At 44.9% G+C, this 20055-nt stretch carries 19 protein-coding genes; 4 read left to right on the forward strand and 15 right to left on the reverse strand.

What is annotated here, in order from left to right; translation table 11 throughout:
- Positions 1 to 132: 132 nt before the first annotated feature.
- From ECA1_RS03035 to ECA1_RS03045, 4 genes are read right to left on the reverse strand one after another with little or no spacing between them, the layout of a single operon-like run.
- Entirely contained in the window at positions 133 to 1272 is a 1140-nt protein-coding gene (locus ECA1_RS03035) for a PIN/TRAM domain-containing protein (RefSeq protein ID WP_005226396.1), read from the reverse strand.
- 35 nt (positions 1273 to 1307) lie between these two features.
- Complete coding sequence (locus tag ECA1_RS17730) at positions 1308 to 1439, reverse strand: hypothetical protein (RefSeq protein ID WP_255209315.1); 132 nt, start codon at positions 1437 to 1439, stop codon at positions 1308 to 1310.
- Between the two features lies 1 nt (position 1440).
- On the reverse strand, positions 1441 to 2811 hold the full coding sequence (radA, locus tag ECA1_RS03040; RefSeq protein WP_005226394.1) for a DNA repair protein RadA: 1371 nt from the start codon (positions 2809 to 2811) through the stop codon (positions 1441 to 1443).
- A 44-nt stretch (positions 2812 to 2855) separates the two neighbouring features.
- The gene (locus ECA1_RS03045; protein ID WP_060791698.1) at positions 2856 to 3365 is read right to left on the reverse strand and encodes a dCTP deaminase/dUTPase family protein; all 510 of its coding nucleotides are present in this window, start codon (positions 3363 to 3365) and stop codon (positions 2856 to 2858) included.
- Positions 3366 to 3554: 189 nt separating this feature from the next.
- Here ECA1_RS03045 and proB point away from each other — a divergent pair, with 189 nt between their 5' ends.
- Both proB and ECA1_RS03055 read left to right on the forward strand, forming a co-directional pair.
- Complete coding sequence (gene proB / locus ECA1_RS03050) at positions 3555 to 4370, forward strand: glutamate 5-kinase (protein ID WP_060791699.1); 816 nt, start codon at positions 3555 to 3557, stop codon at positions 4368 to 4370.
- Positions 4367 to 5611 (forward strand): glutamate-5-semialdehyde dehydrogenase, encoded by a 1245-nt coding sequence (locus ECA1_RS03055; protein WP_060791700.1) that lies wholly within the window; start codon positions 4367 to 4369, stop codon positions 5609 to 5611. The genes proB and ECA1_RS03055 overlap by 4 nt, the downstream gene beginning before the upstream one ends.
- A gap of 102 nt (positions 5612 to 5713) precedes the next feature.
- Here ECA1_RS03055 and ECA1_RS03060 read toward each other — a convergent pair whose 3' ends face one another.
- A complete protein-coding gene (locus ECA1_RS03060) occupies positions 5714 to 6115 on the reverse strand; it encodes a DUF4809 family protein (protein WP_060791701.1) in 402 nt (133 codons plus the stop codon).
- A 150-nt stretch (positions 6116 to 6265) separates the two neighbouring features.
- Here ECA1_RS03060 and ECA1_RS03065 point away from each other — a divergent pair, with 150 nt between their 5' ends.
- A complete protein-coding gene (locus ECA1_RS03065; RefSeq protein ID WP_010748476.1) occupies positions 6266 to 6469 on the forward strand; it encodes a hypothetical protein in 204 nt (67 codons plus the stop codon).
- A 55-nt stretch (positions 6470 to 6524) separates the two neighbouring features.
- Here ECA1_RS03065 and ECA1_RS03070 read toward each other — a convergent pair whose 3' ends face one another.
- Positions 6525 to 7343, reverse strand: a complete 819-nt coding sequence (locus ECA1_RS03070; RefSeq protein ID WP_016608938.1) for a ZIP family metal transporter — start codon at positions 7341 to 7343, stop codon at positions 6525 to 6527.
- 208 nt (positions 7344 to 7551) lie between these two features.
- On the opposite strand from ECA1_RS03070, the gene ECA1_RS03075 reads away from it, so the two are divergent.
- Positions 7552 to 9174, forward strand: coding sequence for an ABC-F family ATP-binding cassette domain-containing protein (locus tag ECA1_RS03075; RefSeq protein WP_005226380.1), 1623 nt, complete (start codon positions 7552 to 7554; stop codon positions 9172 to 9174).
- Between the two features lie 100 nt (positions 9175 to 9274).
- On the opposite strand, the gene ECA1_RS03080 is transcribed toward ECA1_RS03075, so the two are convergent.
- From ECA1_RS03080 to gyrA, 9 genes are all read right to left on the reverse strand, one after another.
- Positions 9275 to 10150, reverse strand: coding sequence for a DegV family protein (locus ECA1_RS03080; protein ID WP_005226378.1), 876 nt, complete (start codon positions 10148 to 10150; stop codon positions 9275 to 9277).
- 140 nt (positions 10151 to 10290) lie between these two features.
- Positions 10291 to 11583, reverse strand: coding sequence for an adenylosuccinate synthase (locus ECA1_RS03085; RefSeq protein ID WP_005232916.1), 1293 nt, complete (start codon positions 11581 to 11583; stop codon positions 10291 to 10293).
- Positions 11584 to 11830: 247 nt separating this feature from the next.
- Positions 11831 to 13201 (reverse strand): replicative DNA helicase, encoded by a 1371-nt coding sequence (dnaB, locus tag ECA1_RS03090; RefSeq protein WP_005226374.1) that lies wholly within the window; start codon positions 13199 to 13201, stop codon positions 11831 to 11833.
- Positions 13202 to 13309: 108 nt separating this feature from the next.
- Positions 13310 to 13762 carry a 50S ribosomal protein L9 gene (gene rplI / locus ECA1_RS03095; protein ID WP_005226371.1) on the reverse strand — a complete coding sequence of 151 codons (453 nt, stop codon included), beginning with the start codon at positions 13760 to 13762 and terminating at the stop codon, positions 13310 to 13312.
- A gap of 15 nt (positions 13763 to 13777) precedes the next feature.
- Positions 13778 to 15226, reverse strand: coding sequence for a GGDEF domain-containing protein (locus ECA1_RS03100; protein ID WP_060791702.1), 1449 nt, complete (start codon positions 15224 to 15226; stop codon positions 13778 to 13780).
- Positions 15227 to 16116: 890 nt separating this feature from the next.
- Entirely contained in the window at positions 16117 to 16353 is a 237-nt protein-coding gene (rpsR, locus tag ECA1_RS03105) for a 30S ribosomal protein S18 (protein WP_005226367.1), read from the reverse strand.
- Between the two features lie 23 nt (positions 16354 to 16376).
- Positions 16377 to 16901: a single-stranded DNA-binding protein gene (gene ssb, locus ECA1_RS03110; protein WP_005226365.1), complete on the reverse strand. Its 525-nt coding sequence runs from the start codon at positions 16899 to 16901 to the stop codon at positions 16377 to 16379.
- Positions 16902 to 16944: 43 nt separating this feature from the next.
- Entirely contained in the window at positions 16945 to 17244 is a 300-nt protein-coding gene (rpsF, locus tag ECA1_RS03115) for a 30S ribosomal protein S6 (RefSeq protein ID WP_005226363.1), read from the reverse strand.
- Between the two features lie 263 nt (positions 17245 to 17507).
- Entirely contained in the window at positions 17508 to 20033 is a 2526-nt protein-coding gene (gyrA, locus tag ECA1_RS03120; RefSeq protein ID WP_071859208.1) for a DNA gyrase subunit A, read from the reverse strand.
- Positions 20034 to 20055 lie beyond the last annotated feature (22 nt).

Raw genomic sequence — 20055 nt, forward strand, 5'->3', positions numbered from 1 at the left:
AAGCTGCTTGGGGCTTATTGTTCAGTTTAGTGGGAAAGACCCGCGTAAAAAACAGAACCCTCAAGTTGAATTGTACAATCAATAACCCAATTAGTAAAGGCAGCTGGCATATTTTACGCCAGCTGCCTAGGATTATTTCTCTGATTTCGATCCTTCTTTGTTGTCGATGCCGCGACCAGAATGGGCTGGTTTGGCAAAAATCATCCGCCCAGCTGCCGTTTGCAAGGCGCTGGTGACGATCACTTCGATGTGTTCATTCATGTAATGCTGGCCATCTTCCACCACGACCATCGTCCCGTCATCTAGATAAGCGACCCCTTGCTGGCGCTCCGTGCCAGCTTTCACCACTAAGACGTGCATGCTTTCTCCTGGAATCACCACTGGTTTGACCGCATTGGCTAACGCATTGATATTCAAGACAGGCACATTTTGAAATTCAGAAACTTTGTTTAGATTGTAATCATTGGTCACGACGACACCATCCAGCATCTTCGCTAACTTGATCAGCTTGCTATCGACTTCGGAAATGTCTTCAAAATCGCCTTCATACATCTCAACTGCGATTCCTTCTTCTTTTTGCAAAGCATTCAAAATATCCAAGCCGCGGCGGCCCCGAACCCGTTTCAAACTATCGCCAGAATCTGCGATGTATTGCAATTCGTACAAGACAAAATTCGGGATCAGCAAGACGCCTTCTAAAAAGCCTGTTTTAGCAATGTCATAGATCCGACCATCAATGATCACGCTGGTATCCAAAATTTTGTATTTGTGGAAGTGGTCCGCGATCTTTCTTTCCAGCATCTGCTGTTCATCTTGCTCTTGGGGCTCTGCCTTTTTGTTTTTCGGGGCAAAGACTTTTTTCCATTCATCGATCCGTGTCGTCCCGATCTGAAAACCGAGATACCCTAACAGGACCATCACTAAGATTGGGGCGATCCCGTTGATAAAAGGAATATCCCAATTGTAAAAAGGAATCGACACGATCACACCGATCATCAGACCGATGATCGAACCAATTGCGCCAAACAAGAGATAGGTTAAGCTCAATTCACTTAGTTTTTCTTCAATTTTGCGAATACCGGCTGCAATATATTTCGCTAATAGTAAAGATAATAAAAAGAAAATAAGGGCTCCAAGCAAACTATTAGTGATGTTATTATTCAGCCATTCATTTTGGGTTTGCCCAATGGCTTGCCATGCGATAGGCATCAGTGAGATCCCCAGACTTGCTCCGGCAAGTACCATTAGTGCGGTAATGACTCGTTTCTGCATACATGTTCCTCCATACTCCAGTAGGTTTCTTTTGTTCAAAAATCCGTGCTGCCAGACAGGCTCCTTTCGCCAGTCAGCGGCTGTCGGTCGGTTGGTTCAAACGAATGAATCAGCAGCGTCAGGGCAAGAGGAGAGGCGATTGCCCCTTGCTCTTGCATTGACTCCACTTTAACGGAAGACTTTCCGCAAGGTTTCGGCTAAGGTAGACACGCCTTCGACTTCGATGCCTTTGGGCGGCTGCCAGCCAGTCAGATTATTTTTAGGCAAATAAACTTTCGTAAAACCTAGTTTTTGCACCTCTTTGACCCGTTGCTCGATCGCGTTGACTCGGCGAATCTCACCCGTCAAGCCAATTTCACCGATAAAACACTCCGTCGGGCTGGTGCCTTTTTCTTTGTAGCTAGACGCGATACTAACAGCGATCGCTAGATCGATCGCGGGTTCATTTAATTTGACCCCGCCGGCTGCTTTTAAGTAGGCATCTTGATTTTGCAGCAGCAAGCCTGCCCGTTTTTCTAAAACCGCCATGATCAGCGAGACGCGGTTGAAGTCTAGCCCCGTCGTCGTGCGTTTGGCATTGCCGAACATCGTTGGCGTGACCAGTGCTTGGATCTCCACCAAGATTGGCCGACTGCCTTCCATTGCTACTACGATCGCCGATCCAGTTGCGCCTTCTAAGCGTTCTTCCAAAAAGACTTGTGACGGATTGGCGACTTCTTTCAACCCGCCTTCTTCCATTTCAAAAATCCCGATCTCATTGGTGGACCCAAAGCGGTTTTTTACGGCCCGCAAAATTCGAAAACTGTGGTGCTTTTCGCCTTCGAAATACAAGACGGTATCCACCATATGCTCCAGCATCCGCGGTCCTGCGATCGAGCCTTCCTTCGTCACGTGGCCAACGATAAAGATGGCGATGCCATTGGTTTTGGCGATTTTCAGCAATTCTGCGGTCGTTTCTCGCACTTGGCTGACACTGCCTGCCACGCTGGTGATATCCGGTTGGGTCATGGTTTGGATCGAATCGATGATCACATAATCTGGGCGGATGTTTTCGATCGCTTTACTGATCTCTGACATGTCCGTTTCCCCATAGAGATAAAATTCTGTGTCGATGGCGCCTAAGCGCTGCGCCCGCATTTTGATTTGTTCGGCACTTTCTTCTCCTGACACATACAAGACCGTCCCGCCGATCGCTGCTAATTGCTGGGAAACTTGCAAGAGCAGCGTCGATTTTCCGATCCCTGGATCCCCACCGATCAAAATCAAGGAGCCTGGGACCACGCCGCCGCCTAAGACGCGATTCAACTCAGCAAGTTTCGTTTGGACCCGCGGTTCTTTTTTCGGTACGACATCGGCGATTTTCGTCGGCTGCATCTTTTGCCCCGTCAATGTCGTACGTACTCGACGATCGGCGGTTTCTTGGATCACTTCTTCCACCATTGAATTCCAGCTGCCGCAATTGGGGCATTTCCCTAAATATTTAGGGGAACTATACCCGCAATTTTGACAGACAAATTGACTTTTTGCTTTTTTTGCCATTGATCTCCTCCACTACTTCTATCAAACAGACCCCCAGGCAGGATTTACTGATTCGAGGAGCCAAAGCCGCCGGTTCGGCTGGCAGTGGTTGTATCTTGATCAGCTTTTAAGAACGGCAAGAAAATTCCTTGGCCGATCCGTTCGCCTTTTTTAATGACGACATCTGTGGGGCCGAAATTGGTAAACTGAAACATGATATGCCCTTCATTATCTGGATTGTCATAGTAATCGCTGTCGATGACGCCGACACCATTCGTCAAGACTAAGAAACGTTTCAAAGGATTGCTGGAACGATTTGTCAGCTGCAAATACTCGTCTTCCCCCATATAGGCTTTGATCCCCGTGGGAACCAAGGTTGGCTTCAACTGTTTTGCGGTCTCTTTTGCAAAAAGCGCTTTGACCCCGTCGATCACGCCCGCTTTCCAAATGCTTGGCACCACGATTTCTTCCGCTGCTTCAAAGTCGTAACCAGCCGCATGATGGGTGGCACGTTGAGGCAAGGTGATGCTTTTTTCTCTATATGCTGTAATAATTTCAAATCCTCGTAATTTCATGGGTTCCTCCAATAATAAAACATATAGCTATTTTAGCATAGGAAGAACTATTTTCTTCATGGAAAACACAATTATCGAAAAGTCTTTACAATTTCTTCGTTTAAAAATAGACCAAAAAGAAAAAAGGACATGACGAAACGCCCGTTTGCGAGTACAATAGAAAAAATATCAAAAAATAGGCGGTGGCATATGCGCGCAGATCTTTCAAACAAAAACCGAATCGTTGTAAAAATCGGCACCAGCTCGTTGATTTATCCCAATGGTGCCATCAATCTAGCTGGCATCGATGAATTAGCCTTTGTCTTAGCAGCTTTGCAAAACCAAGGCAAAGAAATCATCTTAGTTTCTTCTGGTGCGATCGGTGTTGGCATGAACAAGTTGAATTTGAAAGAACGACCCGTGGAGATCCCGCAGCAGCAAGCCGTGGCAGCCGTTGGCCAATCGGAACTGATGACGATCTACAACCAGCGTTTTCAAAGTTATAGCCAGCAGACTGCACAAATCCTGCTGACCAGAGACATCATCGAATTCCCCCAAAGCCGTCAAAACGTTAGCAACACCTTAGAACAGTTACTTGCGATGGGGATCATCCCGATCATTAATGAAAATGACACGGTGGCAGTGGATGAATTGGACCATCTCACCAAATTTGGCGACAATGACCAGCTGTCAGCGATCGTCGCTCAGTTGACGAAAGCCGAGCTTTTGATCATGCTTTCTGATATCGACGGCTTTTATTCCGCCAATCCGCTGAATGATCCTGATGCCGTTTTGTATTCCGAAATCAATGAAATCACCCCGGAACTTTTAGAACAAGCTACGGGAAAAGGCAGTCCTTATGGAACCGGCGGTATGACAAGTAAACTAAAAGCCGCCCAACGCATCTTAGACTTGAACAGTCACATGCTGCTGGCTAACGGCAAGCAGCCGAAAATTATTTTTGACTTGCTCGCAGGGGAACCTGTCGGCACCCACTTTTATCAACGAACGGAGGATGAGCAATGAGCAACTTGCAAACGATCGGTCAACAAGCTCAAGCAAGCGCCCAGACATTAAGCTTACTGAGTGCCAGTGAAAAAAACCACCTACTGGCAGCGATGGCCGATGCTTTAGAAAAAGCTACTGAGACGATTTTAGCTGCTAATCAAAAAGACCTAGCCGCCGCAAAAGCCAAAGGAACCAGCCAGACGATGCTGGATCGTCTGTTGCTGACAGAACAACGGATCACCGAGATGGCTAACGGCATCCGAGAAGTCGCCCAATTGCCCGACCCAATCGGTGCCGTGGATAAAATGTGGCGCAATGCTGACGATCTTTTGATTGGTCAACAACGAGTGCCTTTAGGGGTCATCGGCATCATCTACGAAGCCCGCCCTAATGTCACCACTGACGCAGCTAGTCTGTGTTTCAAATCAGGAAATGCCGTGATTTTGCGTGGTGGAAAGGAAGCCTTCCACTCCAATCAAGTCCTCGTGACTATTTTACAAGAGGCTTTAGCTGCCAATGGACACTCCCGCCATGCGATCCAGTTTATCGAAGACACGAGCCACGAAACAGCGGCTGAGCTGATGCGGCTGACAGATTACTTGGATGTTTTGATCCCTCGGGGAGGCGCCGGCTTGATTCGTCGTGTCAAAGAGACCGCCACGGTGCCAGTGATCGAAACCGGCACCGGCAACAATCATATCTACATCGACCAAGCAGCCCAGCTGCCGATGGCACTGGCGATCGTCACGAATGCAAAGACTCAACGCCCTTCTGTCTGCAATGCCATCGAAACGATCCTCGTCCATGAAGCAGTGGCAGCGGAGTTTTTGCCTATGGTAGAAAAGCAGTTTGCCGATCAAGTCGAATTGCGAGGGGATCAAAAAGCATTGGCGTTTTTGAACAATGCACAGCTTGCCACTGAAGAGGACTGGGCAACCGAGTTTTTAGACTATATCTTAGCGATCAAAGTGGTGGCTTCGCTAGAAGAAGCCATTGCTCACATCAATCGCTACAATACGAAGCACTCCGAAGCGATCATCACCGATGATTATTTCGCTTCCCAACGCTTCTTGAAAGAAGTTGATGCGGCGGCGGTTTACGTCAATGCCTCGACCCGTTTCACGGATGGCTTTATGTTTGGCTTTGGTGCCGAGATCGGCATCTCGACGCAAAAACTCCATGCCCGTGGGCCAATGGGGTTAGAAGCACTGACTTCTACCAAATACATTATTTATGGCGAAGGCCAGATCCGTAAGTAACGATACGAAAAAACAGCCACTTGCTGTCATGACTCCCAATAGTTAGACTAAAAGCTAACTTTAAAAGGTCGGTACATGCGCAAGCGGCTTTTTTTCGTCCTCTTATGCTTGTGCACCCCGCAGAACGAAGGAAAGCGGTTCGATGCCAAACAATTCTGTCAGCACTCGATTGGTTGTGGCAAAGACGTCAGCTTCACAACTCTTTTTCGGACAAGCAATCGTCTGTCCTTTGCTGGAAAACGTATCCTGACGGCTGCCCTCTACGAAAATTACTTCTTGCGTTCCTTTTTGATAGATCAATCCTTCGTCTTCTTCTAATAATAAGCGCGTCTGCCACTGATTGATCTGGGCAATTGGCATCACTAATGCAGCAGCATCCAAGTTTTCTAACGAAAAACTACGACCATCCGGCAGCTGCAGCGTGAAGGTATTGAGTTCATAAGGCAAACAGGCATTGCACCCTCCTTCTGTGATGACTTGGCTCGTGAGAATTTCTGCATTCATTCTTTTTGACTCCTTTCATGATTCATTCATGTTTAGTTTATCACAAACCTATGGCGCACGGCGGAGCAATTATTCCGTCTTAAGTTGGATGTGTTTCTTTTTCTTTCTTGCTATGCTAGGGATAAGAAAAAAAGTCTAGGAGGAGTCACAATGAATACAGAAAGTTTATTAGGAAGAATCGTTACTGTCGTGGCAGTTTTAATCGCAGCATCCCTTGTTTTATCCGTTGTATTAGGCATTATTGGTGGGCTGATCGGATTGGTCTTCCGTTTCGGGATTCCTTTGCTGCTAGCCGTTTTGATCGTTCGCTGGTTAACATCGATTCGCCAAAAGCCAAGAAAATATTATCGTTAATTACAAGTAAATCAAAAACACCTGACTTTTGGAAAGTCAGGTGTTTTTTTATCGATCAGCCTAATGCTACATCTAAAACCATCATTAAGATAAAGCCTAGCATGACGCCAAAGACCGCAAAATGGCGGCGACTAGACAAGGTTTGCTGCGCTTCTGGAATCAATTCTTCCACCACTACATAGATCATAGCACCCGCTGCAAAAGCCAACGCATACGGCAAGACAGCGGACATACTCGTTACTAGCAAAGCTCCGATCACACCGGCGATCGGTTCTACGATCCCTGACGCTTGCCCGTACATAAAGGCTTTGGTTCGGCTTAACCCTTCTTGGCGCAAGGGGATCGAAACGGCTGCGCCTTCTGGAAAATTTTGGATCCCGATCCCGATCGCTACCGAAAGCGCCGCTAAGATCGCTGCTCGCGGATCATCGGCACTAGCCGCCGCCCCAAACGCTACCCCTACCGCCAAGCCTTCTGGGATATTATGCAGCGTGATGGAAAAGACCAGCAAGATCGTTCGCTTCAAATGACTGGGCAAACCTTCTGTTTCATGATTCGGACCAAAATGCATATGCGGGAGCGTCTTATCTGCTGCATATAGAAACAAACCACCCAAACCAAACCCGATGCTGACCACAAGCCACGGAATGTCGCCATTTTCTTCGGCTCGTGCGATCGCAGGATCTAATAACGACCAGAAACTAGCAGCGATCATCACGCCAGAGGCAAACCCCAGCATCGTATTCAGGACATTTTTATTGATTTCTTTGAAGAAAAAGACTAGCGCTGCCCCAAGCGCCGTCATACCATACGTAAAGATTGTCCCCGCCAACGCTTGCTGCCATGGCGACAATCCAACCAACCAATCCACCATTCGTCTGCTCCTTTGTCTAACTATTCTACCAATACTCTAGCATAGGAAGCCGTCAGGTTCTACTAGGAAGGCAGCAGCAGCCAAAATTTTTCTTTCACCAGCCCTAAGCCTTTCCTGATGAAATCCTCGGCTTTACTTGAAAGTTTCAACATTCATCGCTATAATGCTAGGAGACTCCATGTCAATTTATATAAAGTGAGGAAAAGAATTGATTACAGTAAGTGATGTAAGTTTGCATTTTTCAGACCGCAAACTGTTTGATGATGTTAATATTAAGTTTACGCCTGGTAATTGTTATGGTTTGATTGGTGCAAATGGTGCTGGTAAATCAACTTTTTTAAAAATTTTATCTGGTGAGATCCAACCTTCAACCGGGAATGTGTCTTTAGGTCCTGATGAACGGATGGCTGTCTTGAAGCAGAACCACTATGATTACGAAGAGTTTCCAGTGATCGAAACGGTCATCATGGGCCATAAACGTCTCTACGAAGTGATGAAAGAAAAAGACGCGATCTACATGAAGGAAGACTTTTCTGATGAAGATGGGATTCGTGCCGCCGAACTAGAAGGCGAATTTGCGGAACTTGATGGCTGGGAAGCAGAGCCCGAAGCAGCTGTTCTTTTGCAAGGCTTGAACATTCCCGATGAATTGCATCATGTCTTGATGAAAGATCTAACTGCTGGTCAACGGGTGAAAGTCTTACTGGCACAAGCCCTTTTCGGTAAGCCAGACGTCTTGCTCCTAGATGAGCCTACCAACGGATTGGATATCCAATCTATCAACTGGTTAGAAGAGTTTCTGATCAACTTTGACAACACCGTCATCGTTGTTTCCCATGACCGCCACTTCTTAAATAAAGTTTGTACCCATATGGCCGATCTAGACTTCGGCAAAATCAAATTGTTTGTCGGCAACTATGATTTCTGGTTGGAATCAAGCCAATTAGCTGCGAAATTACAATCCCAATCAAATGCCAAAAAAGAAGAGCAGATCAAAGAACTGCAAGACTTTATCGCACGCTTTAGTGCCAATGCATCAAAATCCAAACAAGCAACATCTCGGAAAAAAATGTTGGATAAAATCACTCTTGATGATATTCAACCTTCGTCTCGCCGTTACCCGTTTGTCGGTTTTAAACCAGAACGTGAAATCGGGAATGACTTGCTGCAAGTCGACAATGTCAGTGTGACGATCGACGGCAAAAAGATTTTAGACAATATCTCTTTCACCTTGAATAAAGACGACAAAGTCGCTTTTGTTGCCAATAGCGATATCACCACCACGACGCTATTCAAAGTCATCATGGGGGAAATCACTCCTGATACAGGTAGTGTTCGTTGGGGCGTGACCACGCAGCATGCCTACTTGCCAAAAGATACGACCAGCGAATTTGATACGGATACCCCGATCGTTGATTGGTTGCGTCAATACGCAAGCAAAGAAGAAGACGACAATACCTTCTTGCGCAGCTTCCTAGGTCGCATGTTATTCTCTGGTGACGAAGTATTAAAACCCGTCAATGTTCTTTCCGGGGGCGAAAAAGTTCGCTGCATGTTGTCGAAAATGATGCTTTCAAAAGCCAACGTATTGGTATTGGATGATCCAACCAATCACTTGGACTTAGAATCGATCACCGCATTAAACGATGGCTTGATGGCCTTCACCGGCTCATTGTTGTTTGCTTCTCATGACCACCAATTTATTCAAACCCTTGCGAACCGTATCATTGCGGTCTCTAGCAAAGGCGTGGTGGATCGTGCCGAAACGACCTACGATGAATTCTTAGAAAACAAAGATGTCCAAAAACGCGTAGCAGAAATGAATCAATAAGCTGCTTTTGAAAAAAAGAACGCTCCAGTTGCCCGCCACCAAGGCTGCAACTGGAGCGTTTCTTTTATTTTTCCTAGGTGCTTCGGGTATTTTTGGCAGGTTACGCTTGTTCTAAACGGGCTTTGCCGAATGAAAACAGCGCCAAGCAGCCGTAGCCGGTATGACTGGAGATCGTTGGACCTAATGGATAATGATGAATAATAATGTCAGGAATTTTTTCGGTCAAACGTTTGATGACTTTCTCCGCCGCTTCGGCATCGCCAGCATTGGCAAAATAAACCGTATTGGTTTTTGATTCGTGAAGATTGGCGATGGTTTGATCCACGATTTTTTGGATCGCTTTGTTGCGTCCCCGCACTCGATCAACGCTGCGTAATTTTCCCGCAGTATCGACGGTAATAATTGGTTTCACGTTCAGCAATCCGCCGATCGCTGCCGCCGTTTTAGAGATTCTGCCGCCGCGTTCCAATTGTTTTAAATCGTCGACGGTGACCCATGAATCTAAACGCAGTTTGTTTTCTTCTACCCATTGGCTGACTTCTAGCAACGAACGTCCTTGGGCTTTTTGTTGGGCTGCTTCAGCCACTAAGAAGCCTTCCCCTAAACTCGCAGAGCGCGTATCGATCAAGGTGATCGCAACTTCTTTGTATTCTTCTTTTAGTAATGCTACGGCTTGGACGGCACTTTGGAATGAGCCGCTCATTCCTGAAGAAAAACCTAAATAAAGGACCGGTGTGCCCGCTTCGACATACGGCCGAAAATACTCCATATAACGTCCGACATTGATTTGAGAAGTTGTCGGCTGCGCATGTTCTTTTAGTTTTCCTAAAAACCATTCCGTATCAAATTCTTTGCCCATATCATCGATATATTCTTTGCCGTCTAATTCGATCAGCATCGGAATATACGCAACATCTAGCTCCGCTAATCTTGCTGCTGGTAAATCACAGCAGGAATCTGTCATGATTTGAAACATGGTTTCACCCCTCTCGTTACCCCCTATTATAGCAAAAAAAGAACAAGACAGAAGAAATTCTCATCAAAAGCAGCCAAACTTATCGTTGACTGCTTTTGACACAGGAGTTCTTCGTCTTGTTCTGAAGCTTTTGCGTCAGATTAGATTTGCGCCCAAACACTTTCTAAGATGTTGGTTTGGCTGCGGTCTGGTCCTACCGAGAAGGTCGAAATGCGGACACCGACTAATTCAGAGATGCGGTGAACGTAATTGCGTGCATTTTCTGGCAGATCTGCTAATGTTTTGCAGCCAGTAATGTCTTCAGACCAGCCAGGAAGTTCTTCGTAGACTGGTTTGCAGCGGTTCAACTCTTTCAAGCTTGCTGGGTAATGATAGATCAATTCGCCGTCTAGTTCATAAGCCGTACAGATCTTCACGGTTTCTAAGCCGCTCAAGACATCGATCGAGTTAAGGGATAGATTCGTGATCCCTGAGACCCGTTTTGAATGGCGCATCACGACGGTATCAAACCAGCCCACACGGCGAGGACGTCCTGTCGTTGTTCCGTATTCACGACCGATCTTACGAATTTGTTCACCTGTTTCATCAAACAGTTCCGTTGGGAAAGGACCATCTCCTACCCGAGAGGTGTAAGCTTTGCAGACACCAACGACTTTGTTGATTTTTGAAGGACCCACACCACTACCGATGGTGACACCTCCAGCAACGGGGTTGGATGATGTCACGAAAGGATAGGTTCCTTGGTCGATATCCAGCATCACGCCTTGTGCCCCTTCAAATAAAACCCGTTTGCCTTCATCTAAGGCATCGTTAAGGATCACCGAAGTATCCGTCACATATTTTTTGATTTGTTGACCATATTCGTAATACTCTTCAAAAATGTCTTCAAAAGCGATTGGCTCTGCGTCAAACATTTTCACGAATTGACGATTTTTTTCTTCTAAGTTGATACGCAGACGTTCTTCAAAAATTTCTTTGTCTAAAAGATCAGCGATCCGAATGCCGACTCTGGCAGCTTTATCCATATAGGCTGGTCCGATCCCTTTGATCGTGGTACCGATCTTGTTGTCACCTTTGGCATCTTCTTGCAGCTGATCCAAATGGATATGGTAAGGTAAAATAACATGTGCACGATCAGAAATCTTTAAGTTTTCTGTTATTATATTGTTTTCTTTCAAGTATGCTAATTCTTTAACTAATGATTTCGGGTTCACAACGACCCCGTTTCCAATGACACTGATTTTATCTGCATAAAAGATCCCAGAAGGAATCAAATGCAGTTTATAGGTCACACCGTCAAATTTAATCGTATGGCCGGCATTGTCTCCACCTTGATAACGTGCAATGACTTCCGCGTTTTCACTCAAAAAGTCCGTAATCTTTCCTTTACCTTCATCGCCCCATTGTGTACCTACTACTACTACAGATGACATATAATGACCTCTTTCTTTAATTAGTGCATTCCCTAAGTATTGTAACAAGATTCGCAAGCTCTTTCAATCTAAAATCGAATAATCGTTTTAAATTCTCATTTTTCAGGGGTAAAAAACGAACTATTTTCTTCTCAATAATTATTTATACACGTAAAAACGAATAAAGTCGGCACATAAAAAAAGCCCTGCTGCCATCAGCGCAATGCAGACGGCAGCAGGAGCCTTGGTTTCTCACGTCGTTGGTGTCTTACCCGAACTCTTCTCGCGGCGAGACCGAGGAGAACTTATTGTATTCTTTGATAAATAGAAGTTCGACGGTCCCTCGGGCACCACTCCGGTTTTTCTCGATAATGACTTCGATCACATTGTTGTTTTGTTGTTCTTCTGGTTCATCGTCATCGTCGCCTTCGCTGCGGTAGTAGTCATCTCGGTACAAGAAAGCAACGATATCGGCATCCTGCTCGATCGATCCTGATTCCCGAATATCACTTAAAACAGGACGCTTGTCTTGTCGTTGTTCCACACCCCGAGAAAGCTGAGACAGTGCGATCACTGGCACTTTTAATTCCTTCGCCAGTTTCTTTAATTGGCGAGAGATCTCAGAGACTTCTTGTTGGCGGTTTTCGCGACCCGTTCCTTCAATCAGCTGCAAATAGTCGATCAAAATCAAGCCGAGATTGCCTTTTTCTTGCGCCAGTTTCCGACAACGCGCCCGAATCTCAGAGATCTTGATCCCAGGGGTATCATCGATATAGATATTGGCGTTAGAAAGACTGCCCATGGCAACGATCAAATTGCGCCACTCTTCTTCTGAGAGCTGCCCCGTCCGCAAGTGACTGGCCTCAATCGAGCCTTCCGCACAAAGCATCCGGTTGACCAATGATTCAGCCCCCATTTCCAGACTAAAGATCGCTACGGAACGATCGGTTTTCGTTCCGACATTTTGCGCGATATTCAAGGCAAACGCGGTTTTCCCTACCGCGGGGCGGGCAGCGAGAATAATCAGCTCTTCTTTTTGCAGCCCCGCCGTCATTTTGTCTAAAGCCGCATAACCCGTAGGTAATCCGGTGATTTCTTCGTTATTTTGCGCCAACTGATCGATCGTTTCGATCGTCCGATTCAAGACTTCCGCTATCGATTGGAAGCCATTGCTATTGCGCTTTTCGGATACTTCTAAAATACTTTTTTCTGCTTGATCAATGATCGACTGTACATCTTCATCTTGTTCAAAGCCTTTGGTTACGATGCGACTCGCTGTTTGGATCAGATTGCGTAACGTGGCTTTGTCGTCAACGATCTTCGCATAATAAGCAATACTTGCTGCTGATGGTGAAGCTTGACTCAGTTCAGTCAGATACGTCAGGCCGCCAACATCTTCAAGACTGTTGCTTTTTTCAATTTCTGCTTTCAACGTAATCAAGTCGATCGATTCACTACGGTCGTTCAACTGGATCATTGCTTGAAAAATTATTTGATGGCTGCGGCGATAAAAATCTTCTGGGGCGATTACTTCCATTGCATCGATGATCGCATCGGCATCTAAAAAGACTGCCCCTAGGACCGCTTGTTCCGCTTCAATATCTTGTGGGGGAACTTGATTTTGCCAAACTTCATTCATGCCATTCGCTCCTTCGTCCATTCATTCTACAAGATTCCCATCCAAAGTACAAGATTGCTTGGACGTTTGCCGAAAAAAACCCCAACATGTGACTGTTGGGAGTAATGCTTATTCTTGGATGGTATGAACATTGATCGTTGCTGTTACTTGTGGGTGCAATTTTACAGGTACTTGCGTAAAGCCTAATGCACGGATCGGCTGATCCAATTCGATTTTGCGTTTGTCGATTTTGATTTTGTATTGCTTGTTCAAGGCATCTGCGATTTGTTTTGATGGGATCGAACCGAACAAGCGGCCATCTTCCCCTGCTTTGGCATTGATCTTCACAACGGTTTCTTCTTTTTCAAGAAGTGCTTTTAACTCTTTCGCTTCTGCTAAGACTTCCGCATCTTGTTTTTCTTTGGCTTTTTGTTTGCCTTTTAATTCTGCCATGCTTTCATTGTTGGCAGGTTTGGCTAAGTTGTTTTTGATCAGAAAGTTTTGTGCGTAGCCATTAGGGACTTCCTTGATATCGCCTTTTTTGCCTTTGCCTTTGACATCTTGTAAGAAAATAACTTTCATCTTGGTCACTCCTTGTTATTGTTCATTTTTCGTTAATTCCGCTCGCAGCTGGTTTTCTACATCACCAATGCTGCTGTTCTTTATTTGCGTGGCTGCGTTGGTAAAATGTCCGCCGCCGCCTAATGCCTCCATCAAGGTTTGTACATTGACTTTACCAGTGCTTCTAGCACTGATACCGATCAAATCTCCTGGTTGTTTCGTAATGACAAATGCGGCATGGATCCCGTTGATCGATAGCAGAGTATCGGCCGCTTTCGCAACGGTGACACTATCGTACACCCGATCTTCATCCGCTGCAGCAATCACGATATCTTCTCGGAAATGCTGGCTGCGAGAAACCAGTTCACTGATCATCAAATAGGAATCGAGATCCGTACTCAACATGTATTGAACCAATGACGTATCTGCGCCTTGGTTTTTCAAATAGCCAGCAATATCAAAGGTCCGACCAGTGGTTCGCACCGTGAAGTTCTTCGTATCCACGTAGATGCCCGCTAATAAAGAAGTCGTAATAAATTTCGGGACTTGCGATCTGCGAGAAGCGCGATACTGGATCAATTCTGCTACCAGTTCCGATGCCGAAGATGCGGAAGATTCAATATACGTCAAGAGTGGCTTATCGGGAAACTCATCTCCGCGACGATGGTGATCGATCACTGCGATTTTGTCAAATTCATCATAGACCGCTTGCGAGATCGACATCGACGGCTTATGGTAATCTACCATCACTAAGACACTTTCTTCATTTGATAAATTAACTGCTTCTTCCCCAGTGATCACAAATCGTTCCAGCTCGGGGTATTTTTTCAATTCTTCCAATGCCCGCTGAATGTCTGCGGTGATCTCTTTTGGGTTTAAAATGATGTAGCATTCTTTGTCGCTCATCATCGCCATGTAAGCCACCCCAAAAGCCGAACCTAAGGCATCCATGTCTGGGTAACGATGACCCATGATAAAGATCCGCTGGTTTTCAGCAAAAATCTTTCTCAACGCCGTACTCATGGCACGAGAACGAACACGCGTTCTCTTGGGTGTGCCGTCTGTATTGCCACCAAAGAATTGCGGTTTCGCTTCTTCTTTGGCTTCTTTTAAAACGACTTGATCACCGCCGCGAACTAACGCAATGTCGAGATTGTTTTGTGCCACTTCCCCGATCTCTTCAAAAGACTCTTCCCCATAGGAGATCCCCATACTGATCGTTAATGGCAGATCATTTTTTTCCGCAACTTGCCGTACTCTAGTCAAAAATTGGAATTTTTCTTCCTTCATCCGCTCAATATCTGAATACTTCGCGACGAAAAGAAACCGCTCGGAATTGATTCGTTTGTAAAAAACACGATTCTCACTTGCCCAATCAGAAATCAATGTCGTGATCAGCGAGTTCAAATAAGAAACTTGTTTGTCGTCTTTTTTCTCAATCAAATCATCGTAATTATCAATTGAAATCAACCCAATTGCTGCCATCTTTTTTACCCCTCAATGTATCATCCCATTTTTTTGAAACTTTGTTCCTTATTTTACCACAAAACAATCAAATAGGCGATTGATGCAAAAAAGTTCCACGTGAAACTTTTTTGGTGAACCAACCAGAAAAAATTTCTATCATTCGTTATTCTATCTATATATAAAATAACAAGTTACTCTTCGATGGATAAAAAAATTGACAAACTTCAAAAGAAACTTGCCAATAAAAATCATATGTAATTGTTTCATTGATTTTTTATACTCGATTTGAGCGCCTTCAGGTTTTAAAGTAAATTGCACCATACCTTCATTCCTTTTCTGTTAATCTGCAGATTAACCACTATTTTCTGCAGATTATCAACTACTATATATCCTATGATAAACCATGATAACATACATATATTGTGTTTTTTTAGAAAATTTATTTTAATTATCCTTTATTCTCTGCAAATTAGCTGTTTTTTCTGCCGATTATTCTCTATTTCATGAAATTCAGTTATTATCTTCATAAAGAATGTACATTAAAACTGGTAATTAATCAATGGGGGTATTTTCAATGATAAGAGTATCATGGATCATACAAAAGCTGTTAGCTACTCTTTATCTTTCATCCATCCTAGGATCTATAACCAATTGCTTGATTGCAATAGGTACCGCTGCTATTGTTGTGTATTGCACGCAAAGAAGAACTGTCTATCAAGATTATAGCAAGTAGCTTTATGAGAATGTATTAAGATTGTAGAAAATTCGATAGAGGCGCAGTAAAAATGAAACAAAAAAACACCTTATACAGATGATTCCTCAAACAATCTTGCCTTCGCTACGTTCCGATTTTAATGTAAAAAAATTGACAAGCTTCAAAAGAAACTTGTCAATGAAAATCATTCGATTTATTCTTCGCCTACGAATGGAAGTAATCCCATGATACGCGCACGTTTGATTGCAATGGTAAGTTTGCGTTGGTTTTTCGCACCAGTACCAGTTACACGACGTGGTAAGATTTTACCGCGTTCTGAAATGAAACGTTTTAGTAATTCAATATCTTTATAATCGATATGTTCAATATGGTTTGCAGCAATGTAGTCTACTTTACGACGTTTGCGTCCGCCTCTTCTTTGTTGTGCCATCCTATTTCCCTCCTATCAATTTCTTAGAATGGTAAATCATCGTCTGAAATGTCGATTGATGAGTTTCCGAATGGATCGGAGTTGTCTCGATCAAAATTAGGCATTCCTGATGGTTGAGAGGATTGAGTTTGATTTGAGTTATTGTTACCAAATCCAGAAGAACTGTTTGAGTTATACGTATTGTTACTGCCAGATCCGCTATCAGTTGTGCGTCTTTGCTCGGAAGCATTCCGCGACTCTAATAATTGGAAGTTGTCAGCAACGACTTCTGTTACATAAACACGTTGGCCTTGTTGGTTGTCGTATGAACGGGTTTGAATACGTCCAGTAACCCCTAATAAAGTTCCTTTGCGTGCATAGTTTGCTAATGTTTCCGCTGGTTTTCTCCAAATAACACAGTTGATGAAATCAGCTTCGCGCTCTCCACTTTGGTTGGTAAAATTGCGGTTTACCGCCAAGGTAAAGGTTGCGACACCAGTGCCATTAGAAGTGTAACGTAAATCAGGATCTTTGGTTAGTCTTCCTACTAGTACAACATTATTAATCAAAGTTCATCATCTCCTCATCGCTTTTGTTTCATGTGAAACAATATTATGCTTCTTCTTTGACAATCATGTGACGGATAATGTCATCATTGATTTTCGCAAGACGGTCAAACTCGTTGATTGCACTTGCAGTTGTTGAAGAAGAAACTTTAACGATGTGATAGATACCCTCACGGAATCCATCCATTTCATACGCTAGACGGCGTTTTTGCCAATCTTTTGATTCGATAACTTCAGCGCCGTTATCAGTTAAGATTGAGTCAAAACGAGCGATCAATGCGGCTTTTGCTTCTTCATCAATGTTTGGACGAATGATATATAAAATCTCATATTTCGTGTTTTCCATTGATTTTTCACCTCCCTGTGGACTTTGGCCCCTAGTTTTCTAGGAGCAGAGAGAGTGGTCTAATTAGACTACTCACAAATAATTATTATACACTTTTTTCGTCCTTACTGCAAGCTGTTTTTTTGCGTCCCTGCATCTACCCATCACCGCAAACAATCGCTTACACTGATAAATACGTCAGCTGCTGCCGATTTTTTGAAAAAGAATAGGAAGACAGCAAGCTGCAGGTTCGCAGGTTGCTGTCTTCCTAGAAAACGTATTGCTTATTCTTGTGTATCCGTGGTGTCTTCCGTTGTTTCTTCCACAACTGGCACGTCTTGTACCGCTGTTTCTTCAGCAGTCGCTAGTTCTTCTTCGACTTCTGGTTCAACCGTTGCCATCGTCACTACTTTGGCATTATTTTCCATCTTCATCAAACGAACCCCTAAGGTTGCCCGACCAGTTTGGGAAACAGTCGCTACATTGAAACGAATCAAGACGCCTTTATCGGTGATCACCATGATGTCTTCCTCACCGCTGACCGTCGTCAAGCCGGCTAATGGACCGTTTTTCGCCGTAATGTTGGCTGTTTTGATCCCTTTTCCGCCACGACCTTTGATTGGGTATTCAGAGCCTTTGGTACGCTTGCCATAGCCGTTCTCAGTGATGACCAAGACTTCACTGTCTTCTGTGATCACTGCAGCGCCTACCACGTAGTCTCCGTCTCTTAGACGAATGCCTCGCACACCAGCAGCTGTTCGGCCCATATCCCGCACAAGCGCTTCTTTGAAGGTCACAGAGTAGCCATCGTGGGTTCCGATGATCACGACATCTTCGCCGTGGGTTTCAATTACATTGACCAACTCATCATTTTCCCGAAGACCGATCGCAATCAGACCATTGGCACGGATATTTGAAAAGGCCGTCACTGAGGTCCGTTTGACCACACCTAGACGCGTCGTGAAGAACAAGTAGCGTCCTTCTTGAGGCCCACCAGAAGCCGAAATGATCGCTTCGATCCGTTCGCTAGAATCGATCCCTAGGAGATTGATCACAGGGATCCCTTTGGCTGCCCGACCATACTCAGGAATTTCATAGCCTTTGGCTTTGTAAACTTTCCCTTTATTGGTGAAGAACAGTAATGTGTCATGAGTCGAACAAGAAACCAACGTCTTCACGAAGTCTTCATCGTGGATCCCCATTCCTTGAACGCCACGTCCGCCGCGGCGTTGTGCACGGAATTCAGACTTAGCTACTCGTTTGATGTACCCATTGTTCGTCAAGGTAATGACGATTTCTTCTTCTTCGATCAAATCTTCATCTTCAAGACTTAAGACTTCCCCAACCAATAATTCAGTCCGGCGATCATCACCAAAGCGTTGGCCTAATTCTTGCAACTCCGTTTGGATGATCTCTAGGACTCGTTGTGGATTTGCTAAAATGTCTGTCAAATCAGCGATAAATTCTAACAAGCCTTGGTACTCGTTTTCGATCTTGTCGCGTTCCAAACCAGTCAAGCGACGCAAACGCATATCTAAAATCGCTTGCGCTTGGCGATCGGACAATTTGAAGCGCTCCATCATGCTATTTTTCGCTTCATCATCAGAATTTGATGCCCGGATCAAAGCAATGATCTCATCGATATGATCCAATGCGATCCGTAATCCTTCCAAGATGTGGGCACGAGCTTCTGCTTTGTTTTTATCAAACTGTGTCCGACGAGTCACCACTTCTTGTTGGTGCTCGATGTAGTTTTCTAAAATTCGTTTCAAGCTCAAAATCTTCGGCACGCCTTTTTCAATGGCTAACATATTAAAGCCAAAAGAAGATTGCAGTGCAGTCATTTTGTAGAGATTGTTTAAGATCACCGACGCACTGACGTCGCGACGAACGTCGATCACGATCCGCATGCCTTCACGAGATGATTCATCCCGCAGATCGGTGATTCCTTCGATCCGCTTGTCACGGTGCAGCTCAGAGATCCGTTCGATCAACTTCGCTTTATTGACCATATATGGCAATTCAGTCACTAAGATCCGTTCTTTGCCGTTGGGCATTTCAGTCACTTCGACTTTTCCGCGAACAGTGATCGACCCTTTCCCTGTTTCATAGGCACGGCGAATACCGGATTTTCCCATCACGATCCCGCCAGTTGGGAAGTCTGGTCCTGGTAGGACTTCCATCAATTCACTCGTTGTGACTTCTGGATTTTCCATCAATAGATCGATGGCGGCAATGACTTCATTCAAGTTATGAGGCGGGATATTGGTCGCCATCCCAACAGCGATCCCAGTCGTCCCGTTGACCAAAAGGTTCGGGAAGCGGGCAGGTAATACCGCTGGTTCTCGTTCTGTATCATCATAGTTGCTTTGGAAATCAACGGTATCTTTGTTGATGTCCCGCAGCATCTCCATCGCCAGTTTACTCATGCGGGCTTCGGTATACCGCATCGCAGCGGCACCGTCACCATCGACTGAACCAAAGTTTCCGTGGCCATCGACTAGCATGTAGCGATAGCTAAAGGGCTGTGCCATCCGCACCATTGATTCATAGATCGCACTGTCACCATGGGGATGGTATTTCCCCATGACATCGCCGACGATCCGGGCTGATTTTTTATGGGGCTTGTCTGGTGTGACCCCTAATTCATTCATTCCATATAAAATTCGGCGGTGAACCGGCTTTAAGCCATCCCGCACATCTGGTAAAGCCCTAGCAACAATTACACTCATTGCATAATCGATAAAGGACTCGCGCATTTCACTGGTCAGATTGACGTCATGAATATTTTGTTTTGCTTCTTCACTCAAGCTGTTTCCTCCTCTACGATTG

This window comes from Enterococcus casseliflavus NBRC 100478, assembly GCF_001544095.1.
Lineage (GTDB): Bacteria > Bacillota > Bacilli > Lactobacillales > Enterococcaceae > Enterococcus_D > Enterococcus_D casseliflavus.

Excerpts from the sequence above, each read along its gene's own strand:
- rpsR (WP_005226367.1), bottom strand. The coding sequence starts at position 16,353 with ATGGCACAACAAAGAAGAGGCGGACGCAAACGTCGTAAAGTAGACTAC.
- radA (WP_005226394.1), bottom strand. The coding sequence starts at position 2,811 with ATGGCAAAAAAAGCAAAAAGTCAATTTGTCTGTCAAAATTGCGGGTAT.
- proB (WP_060791699.1), top strand. The coding sequence starts at position 3,555 with ATGCGCGCAGATCTTTCAAACAAAAACCGAATCGTTGTAAAAATCGGC.
- dnaB (WP_005226374.1), bottom strand. The coding sequence starts at position 13,201 with ATGAATGAAGTTTGGCAAAATCAAGTTCCCCCACAAGATATTGAAGCG.
- ECA1_RS03100 (WP_060791702.1), bottom strand. The coding sequence starts at position 15,226 with ATGGCAGCAATTGGGTTGATTTCAATTGATAATTACGATGATTTGATT.
- rplI (WP_005226371.1), bottom strand. The coding sequence starts at position 13,762 with ATGAAAGTTATTTTCTTACAAGATGTCAAAGGCAAAGGCAAAAAAGGC.
- ECA1_RS03060 (WP_060791701.1), bottom strand. The coding sequence starts at position 6,115 with ATGAATGCAGAAATTCTCACGAGCCAAGTCATCACAGAAGGAGGGTGC.
- ECA1_RS03045 (WP_060791698.1), bottom strand. The coding sequence starts at position 3,365 with ATGAAATTACGAGGATTTGAAATTATTACAGCATATAGAGAAAAAAGC.
- ECA1_RS03035 (WP_005226396.1), bottom strand. The coding sequence starts at position 1,272 with ATGCAGAAACGAGTCATTACCGCACTAATGGTACTTGCCGGAGCAAGT.
- rpsF (WP_005226363.1), bottom strand. The coding sequence starts at position 17,244 with ATGGAAAACACGAAATATGAGATTTTATATATCATTCGTCCAAACATT.
- ECA1_RS03065 (WP_010748476.1), top strand. The coding sequence starts at position 6,266 with ATGAATACAGAAAGTTTATTAGGAAGAATCGTTACTGTCGTGGCAGTT.
- ECA1_RS03055 (WP_060791700.1), top strand. The coding sequence starts at position 4,367 with ATGAGCAACTTGCAAACGATCGGTCAACAAGCTCAAGCAAGCGCCCAG.
- ECA1_RS03070 (WP_016608938.1), bottom strand. The coding sequence starts at position 7,343 with ATGGTGGATTGGTTGGTTGGATTGTCGCCATGGCAGCAAGCGTTGGCG.
- ECA1_RS03085 (WP_005232916.1), bottom strand. The coding sequence starts at position 11,583 with ATGTCATCTGTAGTAGTAGTAGGTACACAATGGGGCGATGAAGGTAAA.
- ECA1_RS03080 (WP_005226378.1), bottom strand. The coding sequence starts at position 10,150 with ATGTTTCAAATCATGACAGATTCCTGCTGTGATTTACCAGCAGCAAGA.